Genomic DNA, 16,149 nt, shown 5'->3' with positions numbered 1-16,149 from the left:
AACCGCCGCTCTTAGTGCATCATCATGTTGTAGTTGAGGTTCCACATAATCCAGATGGAGCCCACAACCAGGATAGCGATGATTAGCACGGTGAAGACAAACGCCGTCATGTTCCAGCCTTCATCTGATTTGGTATTCATGTGCAGGAAGCACACCAGATGCACCAGAACCTGTACCACAGCCATTACCAGGATTGTTCCCAGAATTACGGCCGGAGAGGCAGAACCTGTCATTACCATCCAGAACGGGATCACCGTCAGGATTACCGACAGGATAAAGCCTGTCATGTAGGTTTTTACGCTGCCATGGGATGCGCCGCTATGTTCGTTAGAATGACTCATTACATCGCCCCCATCAGATAAACAACAGTGAACACACAGATCCAAACCACATCCAGGAAGTGCCAGAACAGGCTCAGGCACATGATGCGGGTACGGTTAGTGCTGGTCAGGCCGCGACGGGCGATTTGCACCATCAGCACCGCCATCCAGATAAGACCGGAAGTGACGTGCAGACCGTGCGTGCCGACCAGCGCAAAGAACGCTGACAGGAAGCCGCTGCGATCCGGGCCCATGCCGTTAACAATCAGGTGATGGAATTCATAGATTTCCATCCCGATAAATCCGGCACCAAACAACCAGGTCAACGCCAGCCAGGAGATAACCTGGCTTTTGTTGTTTTTGTACATGGCGATAGCCGCCATGCCGTAGGTGATGGAGCTGAACAACAGCAAGAAAGTTTCAACCAGAACGAACGGCAGTTCGAAAATGTCCTTACCTGTCGGGCCGCCTGCGGTGCCGTTCACCAGAACGGCATAGGTAGCAAACAAGATAGAGAACAGAATGCAGTCGCTCATCAGGTAGATCCAAAATCCGAAGATTTTGGTTCCGCCTGCATCGTGGTGCCCGTGTTCGTGCGCGTGGGCAGTCGCGTGCGTCAAAGTATCAGTTGCCATTTTTCAGCCCTGCCTTAGTAATCTCATCGAAATGCTGGTTTTCCAGTTTTTCGATTTCTGCCACCGGCACGTAGTAATCCACGTCCTCGTCGAAGCTTTTCACGATCCAGGTGATGATCATGCCTGCGAAGCCAACAATCGCCAGCCACCAGATATGCCAGATCATGGCGAAACCGAAGATGGTGGAGAAAGCCGCAATGACGATACCGGCGCCGCTGTTTTTCGGCATATGAATTTCTTCATAGTGGTCAGGCTTTTTGTACGCTTCGCCTTTCTCTTTCATTTCCCAGAATGCATCACGTTCGTGAACGTGCGGCACAATGGCAAAGTTATAGAACGGAGGCGGGGAAGAGGTTGCCCACTCCAGCGTACGGCCACCCCACGGGTCGCCAGTCAGGTCACGGTTCTGGTCGCGGTCGCGAATAGAAACGTACATCTGAATAACGAGGCAGAGAATACCCAGCGCAATCAGTACCGCACCGCTGGCTGCAATCATCAGCATGGTGTGGAACTGCGGGTCAATCTGCTGGCTCAAGCGACGAGTCATGCCCATGAAGCCCAGCGCATACAGCGGCATAAAGGCAACGAAGAAGCCGATGATCCAGAACCAGAACGCGCGTTTACCCCAGGTTTCGTTCAGTTTGAAACCGAACGCTTTAGGCCACCAGTAGGTCATCCCTGCGAAGCAGCCGAAGACCACGCCGCCGATGATAACGTTATGGAAGTGCGCAATCAGGAACAGGCTGTTATGCAGAACGAAGTCCGCGCCCGGTACTGCCAGCAGCACACCAGTCATACCGCCCACCGAGAAGGTGACGATAAAGCCGATGGTCCACAGCATCGCAGAATGGAACACGATGCGGCCCTGATACATGGTGAACAGCCAGTTGAAGATCTTCACCCCGGTCGGGATGGCGATAATCATGGTGGTGATACCAAAGAAGGCGTTTACGTTCGCGCCCGCACCCATCGTAAAGAAGTGGTGCAGCCAGACGATGAACGACAGCACGGTGATACAGACGGTTGCCCATACCAGCGAGGTATAACCAAACAGGCGTTTACGCGAGAAGGTTGCCGCAATTTCGGAGAACACACCGAAAACAGGCAGGATCAGGATGTAAACTTCCGGATGGCCCCAGGCCCAAATCAGGTTGATGTACATCATCATGTTGCCACCCATATCGTTGGTAAAGAAATGGGTGCCCAGATAGCGATCCAGGGTCAACAACGCGACGGTAACCGTCAGAATTGGGAAGGAAGCAATAATCAGAATGTTTGCGCACAGTGATGCCCAGGTAAATACCGGCATCTTAAACATGGTCATGCCCGGTGCACGCATCTTCAGAATGGTAACGAAGAAGTTGATACCGGTTAGCGTCGTACCTATACCGGATAGCTGGAGACTCCATATCCAGTAATCGACACCGACTCCTGGACTGTACTCTATTCCCGATAACGGTGGATAGGCCAGCCAGCCGGTCTGCGCAAATTCGCCCACGCCGAGAGAAACGTTAACCAGAATCACACCAACAACGGTAAACCAGAAGCTTAAGTTGTTGAGGAACGGGAACGCAACGTCACGCGCGCCGATCTGCAGCGGAACCACCAGGTTCATCAGACCGATAACGAAAGGCATCGCCACGAAGAAGATCATAATCACGCCGTGCGCGGTGAAGATCTGATCGTAGTGGTGAGGTGGCAGGAAGCCAGCTTCACCCGCCGAGGCAAGGGCCTGCTGGCTACGCATCATAATGGCGTCAGCAAAACCACGCAGCAACATCACAATCGCCACGATAATATACATGATACCGAGGCGTTTATGGTCGACGGAGGTCAGCCACTCTTTCCACAGGTAGGTCCACTTACCGAAGTAAGTGATCAGGCCAACGAGCGCCAGACCTCCCAAAATAATGCCAGCGATCGTAACCATGACGATAGGTTCATGGTACGGGACTGCATCAAGTGATAATTTTCCGAACATCTTTATTCTTCCTCAACCCCTTTAATGGGCGGATTCCGCGTGGCTCATGTCCATGCCTTCCATACCTTCGTGTGCGCTGTGCTCACCTTCTGGCTGGGTCATGTCCATGCTCTTACCGTGAGCCATAAACTTATTAATCACATCGGCAAACAAGTCTGGTTTCACGTTGGAGAAATATTCCACCTGGTTGTATTCGCTAGGCGCGGCCAGTTTTTCGAACGCTGCCATGTCAGACATGGAGTTCGGCGACTGTTTCACTTTTGCGACCCACTGGTCGAATTCGGCGCGATCCGGCGTTGCGATAGCTTTGAACTTCATGCCTGAGAAGCCCGGACCGCTGTAGCTGGCGGAGATACCGTCATAAGTACCGGGTTCGTTGGCGATCAGATGCAGGCGAGTCTGCATACCGGCCATGGCATAAATCTGGCTACCCAGACGCGGAATGAAGAAGGAGTTCATCACGGAGTTGGAGGTCACTTTGAAGTACACCGGAGTGTTCGCCGGGAAAGCGATTTCATTCACGGTAGCAATTCCCTGTTCCGGGTAGATGAAGAACCATTTCCAGTCCATGGAAACCACTTCGATGGTAATGGGCTTCTCGTCGTGTGCCAGCGGCTTGCTAGGCTCAAGTGCGTGAGTGGTTTTCCAGGTCAGTACCGCAAGGAAGATGATGATTAAGATAGGTACCGTCCAGACCACAGCTTCCACTTTATTGGAGTGTGACCAGTTCGGGCTGTACTTAGCATCTTTATTGCTCGCACGGTACTTCCAGGCGAAACCAACAGCCATCAAGATTGCGGGAATAACGACAATCAACATCAGGCCAAATGCCGTCAGTATCAGTGAACGTTGCTCCAGACCAATCTGTCCTTTGGGATCTAACAGCGCAGAATTACAACCACTGAGCAATACAGTGCCTGCAAATAATGACAACCATCCCAAACTTTTATTGTATTTCCTGAGTCTCATTTAACGACCTCAATTCCACGGGATCTGGTGGCGTTTAAAGTGTGTGGGCATTTTACGGGAAGGTTACATTACTGTAAACATGATTAAATTACTGTTACTTGGATTTGGCTGCCAGGTCACATATGTTGCAAAACATATCAAGTTGGTTTTAAGAAGCTGTTGCAAAAGGGCGTTATAACGAAAGGGGCGCGCGGAAGGGGGGTAGCAGGGCAATTGGTATAACCAATCTCAAAATAAAACAATTATTTAACAAATAATTATCATTGAAGTGACAATTTAGGTGAGGGGAAATAAAGTGTCATTAGCTGAATCGTGTAAGAAAAATAGAATCTATAAATGGCGTCAATAATTTTAGAAATCTAAGCCGCACAAAAGAACAAATATTATTAAGCGATGCTGATGTTTATTTAGCCGTAATAATTACGCCGGGTGATTACTACAGCTAAATAATATTCACAGATTACGTCAGATGTGTTTTTCGTAGCGCCAGATAATCCAGCAAACCACCAAGCACGACTCCGCCCAGGGCGATTAAAACACCGACTTCCAGCAGAGCAGGCAGGAAAGAGAAGTGGGTCAAATCCAGCGCGTCCATCGTCAATAGCAGTAACCACACGGCTAACAGACTGACGCCCGTTGCCAGCGTCGACATGGCAAAGGCATAACCTGCCGGATACCCGGTACGAGGGATAAAGTCGTTATTGACCCATGTGTACTCCAGCGTGCGGCGGCAAACCAGCAGCAAAATAAGTCCAGGTACGGCGGCAGCAACAGAGAACAGATAGAACGTCGGCCAGCCGTGAGCTTCAACAAACCAACCTGCTACTGGTCCTACATAAACCCGTCCTACAGCAGAAAGCGCCGAGAGCAGGGCGAACTGGGTAGCGGAAAATGACTTATTACACAGGGTCATTAATAGCGCCACAAATGCTGATGTTCCCATCCCGCCACACAGGTTTTCGAAAAAGACAGCCGCGCCCATGCTGTAGAGATGCTTATCAGTCACGGAAAGTAGCCAGTAACCGGCGTTGGACGCACCTTGTAAAAGGCCGAAAATCATGAGCGCACGGAACAATGACAGGCGCTGCATTAAAATTCCGCCGAACAATGCGCCGACGATGGTCGCCAGTAGACCGAGCGTTTTGTTAACTACACCCACTTCGCCGGCATCAAATCCGACACCGCGAATCAAAAACGTGGTTGTCAGGCTCATGGCGAAAGCATCGCCCAGTTTGTACAGTACGATTAAAAGCAGAATCAGCCATGCGTTATTGCGGCCAAAGAAATCACGCAATGGTGCTACAACGGCTCGTTCCAGCGTTTTGGGTACAGGAATGGTGTCGGTTGGTTCTGGTGCAAGCAGTGTCGCGATAATACAGGGGATCAGCAGCGCCGCCATCAACCAGTACATGCCTTGCCAGCCCAGCCATTTATCCGCCAGCCATAAAGCCAGGCCGCCGGATACCAGCATCCCCAGGCGATACCCCAGCACGCTGATTGCCGCACCTGCGCCGCGTTCTTCCGCTGGAAGCACATCCGTTTTCCAGGCATCAAAGACGATATCCTGGGAGGCGGAGCAAAAAGCGATCACCACCGCCAGAGCTGCCATCCAGCGTAATTGGGTGCCAGGTTCGAGAAAACCCATCGCCGCAATGGACAGTAACAATAGAGTTTGTGTAGCGAGCAGCCAACCGCGCCGACGTCCGAGGAACGGTGGGGTGTAGCGGTCCATCAGCGGGGACCAGAGAAATTTAAATACATAAGCCTGGCCTACCAGAGAGAAGAAACCGATGGTTTTAAGATCGATATTCTCAACGGTCATCCACGCCTGTAACGTGCCGGATGTCAGGGCTAGCGGTAGCCCGGATGCAAAACCCAGGATCAGCAAAATGGCTGAACGCGGCTGTTGGAAAATACGTAAATATTGACTGGACATGGGCGTCTACAGGCCCGGTTTGCACCGGGCCAGAGGGCAGAAATTAACGCGCGTTCTGCTTGATGAATTCGTGAATGCTGGTGTCCTGAGACATGTCAGCAATGGTGTCGGTCAGCACACTGTTAACCGCATCGGCGATATTTTTGTTGGAAGCCTGAAAAGCGCCTTCAACGTTGTAGCTGGCACGATAGTTTTTGGTCATCTTGTTGCCATTCTGCGCGGTGGCGATGATGGCGATATCTGCTTTAGTGGCGATGTTGTAACGCACGTTACCCTGGGACACGTCAGCATACAGTTGGCTAACGATGATTTGCAGATTAACCGGACCATTTGGGCCGACCATGTAACCACGCGCGGTCATTTGTTTTTCCAGCACTTCTTGCAGCAGGAAACGCAAATCGCGAGAGGCGGTCAGGGTGACAATCTGATTATCGCGGGTCACTTTCGCCAGCGCCTGATCGGTACGTTGATCGGCACCATTAATGCTAACGGTGACGCCCATCAGGCTTGGATCCTGCTGCGGCAGCGTCATCGTTGGGGAAACGTCAATCGTCGTTGGTGGTGTTGCGCATCCTGCAAGCATAAACAGAGCAACTAATGGGAAGAGGATTTTTTTGAACATGTTCTGGCTCTCAGAGACTGGTAAGCGTGTTTGGTAAAAATTCTCGCCATCATAACATTGCCAACGACGAGGGGAAGTGGGTAAGGCATGTAAATTCATCGTGTTGACGAAATAATCACCGTGAGTAAAAGAATCACTCGTGCGCAGCCTGTGAATTAATCTTTAAATCAGTAAACTTCATACGGTTGACTGAAAAACTGGGACGAAAGCTAAATATTTGTTGCTAAGCTGTAATGGTAACGGTAAAAGCGGCTAGTATTTAAAGGGATGGGTGACATCTCAGCGTTGTCGGAGGAGATATTTCATGATGATACGTGAGCGGATAGAAGAAAAATTAAGGGCGTCGTTCCAACCCGTATTCCTCGAAGTTGTGGATGAAAGCTATCGTCACAATGTCCCAGCCGGCTCTGAAAGCCATTTTAAAGTTGTGCTGGTCAGCGATCGTTTTACGGGTGAACGTTTTCTGAATCGTCATCGAATGATTTACAGTACTTTAGCGGAGGAACTCTCTACTACCGTTCATGCGCTGGCTCTGCATACTTACACTATTAAGGAATGGGAAGGGTTGCAGGATACCATTTTTGCCTCTCCTCCCTGTCGTGGAGCAGGAAGCATCGCGTAAAAACGCATTTGCAACCGCCAGCGCTTTTCCAGTATGTTGCTAAAGATTTTATGAAAAACGGCCTGCGGGCCGTTTTGTTTTGTCTGGATTTTGTGCTTTTTGCCCAGCATTCAGACGAAAATTCCCCGGGAATTGTGAAAAAATACGCGGTAGCGCGCAATAACCGTTCTCGACTCATAAAAGTGATGCCGCTATAATGCCGCGTCCTATTTGAATGCTTTCGGGATGATTCTGGTAACAGGGAATGTGATTGATTATAAGAACATCCCGGTACCGCGAAGCCAACAACCTGTGCTTGCGGGGTAAGAGTTGACCGAGCACTGTGATTTTTTGAGGTAACAAGATGCAAGTTTCAGTTGAAACCACTCAAGGCCTTGGCCGCCGTGTAACGATTACTATCGCTGCTGACAGCATCGAAACCGCTGTTAAAAGCGAGCTGGTCAACGTTGCGAAAAAAGTACGTATTGACGGCTTCCGTAAAGGCAAAGTGCCAATGAATATCGTTGCTCAGCGTTATGGCGCGTCTGTACGCCAGGACGTTCTGGGCGACCTGATGAGCCGTAACTTCATTGACGCCATCATTAAAGAAAAAATCAATCCGGCTGGCGCACCGACCTATGTTCCGGGCGAATACAAGCTGGGTGAAGACTTCACCTACTCTGTAGAGTTTGAAGTGTATCCGGAAGTTGAACTGCAGGGTCTGGAAGCGATCGAAGTTGAAAAACCGATCGTGGAAGTGACCGACGCTGACGTTGACGGCATGCTGGATACTCTGCGTAAACAGCAGGCTACCTGGAAAGAAAAAGACGGCGCTGTTGAAGCAGAAGACCGCGTAACCATCGACTTCACCGGTTCAGTTGACGGCGAAGAGTTCGAAGGCGGTAAAGCGTCTGATTTCGTACTGGCGATGGGCCAGGGTCGCATGATCCCGGGCTTTGAAGACGGTATCAAAGGCCACAAAGCTGGCGAAGAGTTCACCATCGACGTGACCTTCCCGGAAGAATACCACGCAGAAAACCTGAAGGGTAAAGCAGCGAAATTCGCTATCAACCTGAAGAAAGTTGAAGAGCGTGAACTGCCGGAACTGACTGCAGAATTCATCAAACGTTTCGGCGTTGAAGATGGTTCTGTAGAAGGTCTGCGCGCTGAAGTGCGTAAAAACATGGAGCGCGAGCTGAAGAGCGCCATCCGTAACCGCGTTAAGTCTCAGGCGATCGAAGGTCTGGTAAAAGCTAACGACATCGACGTACCGGCTGCGCTGATCGACAGCGAAATCGACGTTCTGCGTCGTCAGGCTGCACAGCGTTTCGGTGGCAACGAGAAACAAGCGCTGGAACTGCCGCGTGAACTGTTCGAAGAACAGGCTAAACGCCGCGTAGTTGTTGGCCTGCTGCTGGGCGAAGTTATCCGCACCAACGAGCTGAAAGCTGACGAAGAGCGCGTGAAAGGCTTGATCGAAGAAATGGCTTCTGCGTACGAAGATCCGAAAGAGGTTATCGAGTTCTACAGCAAAAACAAAGAACTGATGGACAACATGCGCAATGTTGCTCTGGAAGAACAGGCTGTAGAAGCTGTACTGGCGAAAGCGAAAGTGACTGAAAAAGAAACCACTTTCAACGAGCTGATGAACCAGCAGGCGTAATTTACGCAGCATAACGCGCTAAATTCGCACAAAGGCCCGTCACCGCCAGGTGGTGGGCTTTTTTTGTCATGAATTTTGCATGGAACCGTGCGAAAACGCTCTTTCGGTGTTAGCGTAACAACAAAAGATTGTTATGCTTGAAATATGGTGATGCCGTACCCATAACACAGGGACTAGCTGATAATCCGTCCATAAGGTTACAATCGGTACAGCAGGTTTTTTCAATTTTATCCAGGAGACGGAAATGTCATACAGCGGCGAACGAGATAACTTTGCACCCCATATGGCGCTGGTGCCGATGGTCATTGAACAGACCTCACGCGGTGAGCGCTCTTTTGATATCTATTCTCGTCTACTTAAGGAACGCGTCATTTTTCTGACTGGCCAGGTTGAAGACCACATGGCTAACCTGATTGTGGCGCAGATGCTGTTCCTGGAAGCGGAAAACCCAGAAAAAGATATCTATCTGTACATTAACTCCCCAGGCGGAGTGATCACTGCCGGTATGTCTATCTATGACACCATGCAGTTTATCAAGCCTGATGTCAGCACCATCTGTATGGGCCAGGCGGCCTCGATGGGCGCATTCCTGCTGACCGCAGGGGCAAAAGGTAAACGTTTCTGCCTGCCGAACTCGCGCGTGATGATTCACCAGCCGCTGGGCGGCTATCAGGGCCAGGCGACCGATATCGAAATTCATGCCCGTGAGATTCTGAAAGTTAAAGGGCGCATGAATGAACTTATGGCGCTCCATACGGGTCAATCATTAGAACAGATTGAACGAGATACCGAGCGCGATCGCTTCCTTTCCGCCCCTGAAGCGGTGGAATACGGTCTGGTCGATTCGATTCTGACCCATCGTAATTGATGCCAGAGGCGCAGCTGTGCCGCTATACTTATCCAGGGCGGCACAACGCTATAAGCGACTTGCGCCTGAGAATGGCATTTGCGTCGTCGTGTGCGGCACAAAGAACAAAGAAGAGGTTTTGACCCATGACAGATAAACGCAAAGATGGCTCAGGCAAACTGTTGTACTGCTCTTTTTGCGGCAAAAGCCAGCATGAAGTGCGCAAGCTGATTGCCGGACCATCCGTGTATATCTGCGACGAATGTGTTGATTTATGTAACGACATCATTCGCGAAGAGATTAAAGAAGTTGCACCGCATCGTGAACGCAGTGCGCTACCGACGCCGCATGAAATTCGCAACCATCTGGACGATTACGTAATCGGTCAGGAACAGGCGAAAAAAGTGCTGGCGGTCGCGGTATACAACCACTACAAACGTCTGCGCAATGGCGATACCAGCAATGGCGTCGAGTTGGGCAAAAGTAACATTCTACTGATCGGTCCGACCGGTTCCGGTAAAACGCTGCTGGCTGAAACGCTGGCACGCCTGCTGGATGTTCCGTTCACTATGGCCGATGCGACTACACTGACCGAAGCCGGTTATGTGGGCGAAGACGTTGAAAACATCATTCAGAAGCTGTTGCAGAAGTGCGACTACGACGTACAGAAAGCGCAGCGCGGTATTGTCTACATCGATGAAATTGACAAGATTTCACGTAAGTCTGACAACCCGTCTATTACCCGTGACGTTTCCGGTGAAGGCGTACAGCAGGCACTGTTGAAACTGATTGAAGGTACAGTTGCTGCCGTTCCACCGCAGGGCGGGCGTAAGCATCCGCAGCAGGAGTTCTTGCAGGTAGACACCTCTAAGATACTGTTTATCTGTGGTGGTGCGTTTGCTGGTCTGGATAAAGTGATTTCCCATCGTGTAGAAACCGGCTCTGGCATTGGTTTTGGCGCGACGGTAAAAGCGAAGTCCGACAAAGCAAGTGAAGGTGAACTGCTGGCGCAGGTAGAACCGGAAGATCTGATCAAATTTGGTCTGATCCCTGAGTTCATCGGTCGTCTGCCAGTTGTAGCAACGCTGAATGAACTGAGCGAAGAAGCCCTGATTCAGATCCTTAAAGAGCCAAAAAAACGCCCTGACCAAGCAATATCAGGCGTTGTTTAATCTGGAAGGCGTTGATCTGGAGTTCCGTGACGAGGCGCTGGATGCTATCGCTAAGAAAGCGATGGCGCGTAAAACCGGTGCACGTGGTCTGCGCTCCATCGTAGAAGCCGCATTGCTCGATACCATGTACGATCTGCCGTCCATGGAAGATGTCGAAAAAGTGGTTATCGACGAATCGGTAATTGATGGCCAGAGCAAACCGCTGCTGATTTATGGTAAGCCGGAAGCGCAACAGGCATCTGGTGAATAATTAACCATTCGCATACAGTCAGTTAACCAAAAAGGGGGGATTTTATCTCCCCTTTCATTTTTCCTCTATTCTCGACGTTGAATGTGGGGGAAACATCCCCATATACTGACGTACATGTTAATAGATGGCGTGAAGCACAGTCGTGTCATCTGATTACCTGGCGGAAATTAAACTAAGAGAGAGCTCTATGAATCCTGAGCGTTCTGAACGCATTGAAATCCCCGTATTGCCGCTGCGCGATGTGGTGGTTTATCCGCACATGGTCATCCCCTTATTTGTCGGGCGGGAAAAATCTATCCGTTGTCTGGAAGCGGCGATGGACCATGATAAAAAAATTATGCTGGTCGCGCAGAAAGAAGCTTCAACGGATGAGCCGGGTGTAAACGATCTTTTCACCGTCGGGACCGTGGCCTCTATATTGCAGATGCTGAAGCTGCCTGACGGCACCGTCAAAGTGCTGGTCGAGGGGTTACAGCGCGCGCGTATTTCTGCGCTCTCTGACAATGGCGAACACTTTTCTGCGAAGGCGGAGTATCTGGAATCGCCGACCATTGAGGAGCGGGAACAGGAAGTGCTGGTGCGTACTGCAATCAGCCAGTTCGAAGGCTACATCAAGCTGAATAAGAAAATCCCACCAGAAGTGCTGACGTCGCTTAACAGCATCGACGACCCGGCGCGTCTGGCAGATACCATTGCCGCGCATATGCCGCTGAAACTGGCTGACAAACAGTCTGTTCTTGAGATGTCCGACGTTAACGAGCGTCTGGAATATCTGATGGCGATGATGGAATCGGAAATCGATCTGCTGCAGGTTGAGAAACGTATTCGTAACCGCGTGAAAAAGCAGATGGAGAAATCCCAGCGTGAGTACTATCTGAACGAGCAGATGAAAGCCATTCAGAAAGAACTCGGCGAAATGGACGACGCGCCGGACGAAAACGAAGCCCTGAAGCGCAAAATCGACGCGGCGAAAATGCCGAAAGAGGCAAAAGAAAAAGCGGAAGCAGAACTGCAGAAGCTGAAAATGATGTCTCCGATGTCGGCAGAAGCAACCGTGGTGCGTGGTTATATCGACTGGATGGTACAGGTGCCGTGGAATGCGCGTAGCAAGGTCAAAAAAAGACCTGCGTCAGGCGCAAGAAATCCTCGATACCGATCATTATGGTCTGGAGCGCGTGAAAGATCGTATCCTTGAGTACCTCGCGGTTCAAAGCCGTGTAAACAAAATCAAGGGGCCGATCCTCTGCCTGGTAGGGCCGCCGGGGGTAGGTAAAACGTCCCTGGGTCAGTCCATAGCCAAAGCCACAGGACGTAAATATGTCCGTATGGCACTGGGCGGCGTGCGTGATGAAGCGGAAATCCGTGGTCACCGCCGTACTTACATCGGTTCTATGCCGGGTAAATTGATCCAGAAAATGGCGAAAGTGGGCGTGAAAAACCCGCTGTTCCTGCTCGATGAGATCGACAAAATGTCTTCTGACATGCGTGGCGATCCGGCTTCTGCACTGCTTGAAGTGTTGGATCCAGAGCAGAACGTGGCGTTCAGCGACCATTACCTGGAAGTGGATTACGACCTGAGTGACGTGATGTTTGTCGCGACGTCGAACTCCATGAACATTCCGGCACCGCTGCTGGATCGTATGGAAGTGATTCGCCTCTCCGGTTATACCGAAGATGAAAAACTGAACATCGCCAAACGTCACTTGCTGCCGAAGCAGATTGAACGTAATGCGCTGAAAAAAGGTGAGCTTACCGTCGACGATAGCGCCATTATCGGCATTATTCGTTACTACACCCGTGAGGCAGGCGTGCGTGGTCTGGAGCGTGAAATCTCCAAACTGTGCCGTAAAGCGGTTAAGCAGTTACTTCTCGATAAGTCATTAAAACATATCGAAATTAACGGCGATAACCTGCATGACTACCTCGGCGTACAACGTTTCGACTATGGTCGCGCGGATAACGAAAACCGCGTCGGTCAGGTAACGGGTCTGGCGTGGACAGAAGTCGGCGGCGACTTGCTGACCATCGAAACTGCATGTGTACCAGGCAAAGGTAAACTCACTTATACCGGTTCGCTGGGCGAAGTGATGCAAGAGTCCATTCAGGCGGCGTTAACGGTGGTTCGTGCGCGTGCGGAAAAACTGGGGATCAATCCAGATTTTTACGAAAAACGCGACATCCACGTGCACGTACCGGAAGGTGCGACGCCGAAAGATGGTCCGAGCGCTGGTATTGCCATGTGCACTGCGCTGGTTTCTTGCCTGACCGGTAACCCGGTTCGCGCCGATGTGGCGATGACGGGCGAGATAACCTTGCGTGGCCAAGTGTTACCAATCGGCGGTTTGAAAGAAAAACTGCTGGCGGCGCATCGTGGTGGAATTAAAACTGTGTTAATTCCGTACGAAAATAAACGCGATCTGGAAGAGATTCCAGACAATGTTATTGCCGATCTGGACATTCATCCGGTGAAACGTATTGAGGAAGTTCTGACTCTCGCGTTGCAAAATGAGCCGTCTGGCATGCAGGTTGTAACCGCAAAATAGTGACCTCGCGCAAAATGCACTAATAAAAAAAGGGCTGGCAGGTAAATTCGGACTTGCCAGCCTTTTTTTGTCTCGTTAAGTTAGAGGGCGGATTAGGCTTGCCCTTATTAAGGGGTGTTGTAAGGGGATGGCTGGCCTGATATAACTGCTGCGCGTTCGCACCTTGAAGGATTCAAGTGCGAGATAAATTATAAAGAGGAAGAGAAGAGTGAATAAATCTCAATTGATTGACAAGATTGCTGCAGGGGCTGATATCTCTAAAGCTGCGGCTGGCCGTGCGTTAGATGCTATTATTGCTTCCGTAACTGAATCCCTGAAAGAAGGGGATGATGTAGCACTGGTAGGTTTTGGTACTTTTGCCGTTAAAGAGCGTGCTGCCCGTACTGGTCGCAACCCGCAGACCGGTAAAGAGATCACCATCGCTGCAGCTAAAGTACCGAGCTTCCGTGCAGGTAAAGCACTGAAAGACGCGGTAAACTAAGTGTTGTCCCCATTGGGGATGTGACGAAGTTCAAGGGCGCATCTACTGATGTGCCTTTTTTATTTGTATTCCGTGACTTTCTGCGCATTGTGGGCTGACAATTGCCCCCGTTTCTTGTCACAATAGGCCTTTGCGCGCAGCGATAAGTTGCGTGAGGTATACAGTCATCTACAGCGGAGTGTTGTTACACCATGATGGACAGCTTACGCACGGCTGCAAACAGTCTCGTGCTCAAGATTATTTTCGGTATCATTATCGTGTCGTTCATATTGACCGGCGTGAGTGGTTACCTGATTGGCGGAGGCAATAACTACGCCGCAAAAGTGAATGACCAGGAAATCAGCCGTGGGCAGTTCGAGAACGCCTTCAACAGCGAGCGTAATCGCATGCAGCAACAGCTGGGCGATCAATACTCCGAGTTGGCGGCGAACGAAGGCTATATGAAAACCCTGCGTCAACAGGTGCTGAATCGTCTTATCGACGAGGCTCTACTGGATCAGTACGCTCGCGAACTGAAACTGGGTATCAGCGATGAGCAGGTCAAGCAGGCGATTTTCGCGACCCCGGCTTTCCAGGTTGACGGCAAGTTCGATAACAGCCGCTACAACGATATCCTCAACCGAATGGGAATGAGTGCCGATCAGTACGCGCAGGCGCTGCGTAACCAGCTCACCACCCAACAGCTGATTAATGGCGTTGCCGGCACCGACTTTATGCTGAAAGGTGAAACTGACGAACTGGCCGCGCTGGTCGCTCAACAACGTGTAGTGCGTGAAGCGACTATCGACGTTAATGCGCTGGCGGCTAAGCAAGCTGTGACCGAAGCAGAAATCGCCAGCTACTACGAGCAAAACAAAAACAATTTCATGACTCCGGAACAGTTCCGCGTGAGCTACATCAAGCTGGATGCCGCTACAATGCAGCAACCGGTTAGCGATGCGGATATCCAGAGTTACTACGATCAGCATCAGGATCAATTCACCCAGCCGCAGCGCACGCGCTACAGCATCATCCAGACCAAAACTGAAGATGAAGCGAAAGCCGTACTTGATGCGCTGAACAAAGGCGGTGATTTTGCCGCGTTAGCAAAAGAAAAATCTGCCGATATTATCTCTGCCCGTAACGGCGGTGATATGGGTTGGTTAGAAGACGCCACCACTCCGGACGAGCTGAAAAATGCCGGTCTGAAAGAAAAAGGCCAGCTTTCTGGTGTGATCAAATCCTCGGTAGGTTTCTTGATCGTTCGTCTGGATGACATTCAGCCAGCAAAAGTGAAGTCGTTAGACGAAGTGCGTGACGAAATCGCAGCGAAAGTGAAACACGAAAAAGCGCTGGATGCATACTACGCGCTGCAACAGAAAATAAGCGATGCAGCAAGCAACGACACTGAATCTCTGGCAGGTGCAGAGCAGGCAGCGGGCGTTAAAGCTACTCAGACTGGCTGGTTCAGCAAAGATAAGCTGCCGGAAGAGTTAAACTTCAAACCGGTGGCGGACGCTATCTTTAACGGCGGTCTGATTGGTGAAAACGGCGCACCGGGCATCAACTCTGACATCATCACCGTAGACGGCGATCGTGCATTCGTTCTGCGTATCAGTGAGCATAAACCGGAAGCGGTTAAACCGCTGGCAGATGTTCAGGAACAGGTTAAAGCAATGGTTCAGCACAACAAAGCTGAACAGCAAGCGAAAATCGATGCTGAAAAACTGCTGGTTGATCTGAAAGCGGGCAAGGGTGCGGAAGCTATGCAGGCTGCCGGTGTGAAATTTGGTGAGTCGAAAACCTTAAGCCGTTCTGGCCGTGACCCGATTAGCCTGGCGGCATTTGCACTGCCTCTGCCAGCGAAAGACAAACCGAGCTACGGTATGGCGACCGATATGCAGGGCAATGTCGTTCTGCTGGCGCTGGACGAAGTGAAACAAGGTTCAATGCCGGAAGAGCAGAAAAAAGCGATGGTGCAGGGCATTACCCAAAACAACGCACAAATCGTCTTTGAAGCTCTGATGAGTAACCTGCGCAAAGAGGCGAAAATCAAAATTGGCGATGCGCTGGAACAGCAATAATCCTGAAGCCGCCTCGCAAAAAAATGCTTTGCAGCTGTAACAAGAAAAAGGTCGCTTTCGCGGCCT

At 50.7% G+C, this 16,149-nt stretch carries 11 protein-coding genes and 2 pseudogenes; 7 read left to right on the top strand and 6 right to left on the bottom strand.

Going from position 1 to position 16,149, the window contains the following annotated elements:
* Positions 1 to 11 precede the first annotated feature (11 nt).
* The 6 genes from CRI63_RS04615 to CRI63_RS04590 form a co-directional block, all read right to left on the bottom strand.
* A complete protein-coding gene (locus tag CRI63_RS04615; RefSeq protein ID WP_130237752.1) occupies positions 12 to 341 on the bottom strand; it encodes a cytochrome o ubiquinol oxidase subunit IV in 330 nt (109 codons plus the stop codon).
* Positions 341 to 955 (bottom strand): cytochrome o ubiquinol oxidase subunit III, encoded by a 615-nt coding sequence (locus CRI63_RS04610; protein ID WP_000179819.1) that lies wholly within the window; start codon positions 953 to 955, stop codon positions 341 to 343. The genes CRI63_RS04615 and CRI63_RS04610 overlap by 1 nt, the downstream gene beginning before the upstream one ends.
* Complete coding sequence (cyoB, locus tag CRI63_RS04605) at positions 945 to 2,936, bottom strand: cytochrome o ubiquinol oxidase subunit I (protein ID WP_130215449.1); 1,992 nt, start codon at positions 2,934 to 2,936, stop codon at positions 945 to 947. The genes CRI63_RS04610 and cyoB overlap by 11 nt, the downstream gene beginning before the upstream one ends.
* A 21-nt stretch (positions 2,937 to 2,957) precedes the next feature.
* Positions 2,958 to 3,905, bottom strand: coding sequence for a cytochrome o ubiquinol oxidase subunit II (gene cyoA, locus CRI63_RS04600; RefSeq protein ID WP_135518645.1), 948 nt, complete (start codon positions 3,903 to 3,905; stop codon positions 2,958 to 2,960).
* 460 nt (positions 3,906 to 4,365) lie between these two features.
* On the bottom strand, positions 4,366 to 5,841 hold the full coding sequence (ampG, locus tag CRI63_RS04595) for a muropeptide MFS transporter AmpG (RefSeq protein ID WP_135403883.1): 1,476 nt from the start codon (positions 5,839 to 5,841) through the stop codon (positions 4,366 to 4,368).
* A gap of 43 nt (positions 5,842 to 5,884) precedes the next feature.
* A complete protein-coding gene (locus CRI63_RS04590; RefSeq protein WP_130206262.1) occupies positions 5,885 to 6,463 on the bottom strand; it encodes a lipoprotein in 579 nt (192 codons plus the stop codon).
* Positions 6,464 to 6,767: 304 nt separating this feature from the next.
* Between CRI63_RS04590 and bolA the strand changes: the two genes are divergently transcribed.
* The 7 genes and pseudogenes from bolA to ppiD all read left to right on the top strand — a co-directional run bounded on the left by bolA (position 6,768) and on the right by ppiD (position 16,083).
* On the top strand, positions 6,768 to 7,085 hold the full coding sequence (gene bolA / locus CRI63_RS04585) for a transcriptional regulator BolA (RefSeq protein ID WP_130215453.1): 318 nt from the start codon (positions 6,768 to 6,770) through the stop codon (positions 7,083 to 7,085).
* A 343-nt stretch (positions 7,086 to 7,428) separates the two neighbouring features.
* Positions 7,429 to 8,727 carry a trigger factor gene (tig, locus tag CRI63_RS04580; RefSeq protein ID WP_001198386.1) on the top strand — a complete coding sequence of 433 codons (1,299 nt, stop codon included), beginning with the start codon at positions 7,429 to 7,431 and terminating at the stop codon, positions 8,725 to 8,727.
* A gap of 244 nt (positions 8,728 to 8,971) precedes the next feature.
* Entirely contained in the window at positions 8,972 to 9,595 is a 624-nt protein-coding gene (gene clpP, locus CRI63_RS04575; protein ID WP_000122253.1) for an ATP-dependent Clp endopeptidase proteolytic subunit ClpP, read from the top strand.
* A gap of 125 nt (positions 9,596 to 9,720) precedes the next feature.
* A pseudogene (clpX, locus tag CRI63_RS04570) lies at positions 9,721 to 10,996 on the top strand (ATP-dependent protease ATP-binding subunit ClpX).
* A 187-nt stretch (positions 10,997 to 11,183) separates the two neighbouring features.
* Positions 11,184 to 13,539, top strand: a pseudogene (lon, locus tag CRI63_RS04565) (endopeptidase La).
* A 190-nt stretch (positions 13,540 to 13,729) separates the two neighbouring features.
* Entirely contained in the window at positions 13,730 to 14,020 is a 291-nt protein-coding gene (gene hupB, locus CRI63_RS04560; protein WP_254892905.1) for a nucleoid-associated protein HU-beta, read from the top strand.
* A 191-nt stretch (positions 14,021 to 14,211) separates the two neighbouring features.
* On the top strand, positions 14,212 to 16,083 hold the full coding sequence (gene ppiD / locus CRI63_RS04555; protein WP_135518643.1) for a peptidylprolyl isomerase: 1,872 nt from the start codon (positions 14,212 to 14,214) through the stop codon (positions 16,081 to 16,083).
* Positions 16,084 to 16,149: the final 66 nt, after the last annotated feature.

The sequence above is a fragment of the Escherichia sp. E2661 genome (assembly GCF_004745185.1).
Taxonomy (GTDB): Bacteria; Pseudomonadota; Gammaproteobacteria; order Enterobacterales; family Enterobacteriaceae; genus Escherichia.
This window is presented reverse-complemented; position numbering and strand designations above follow the sequence as displayed.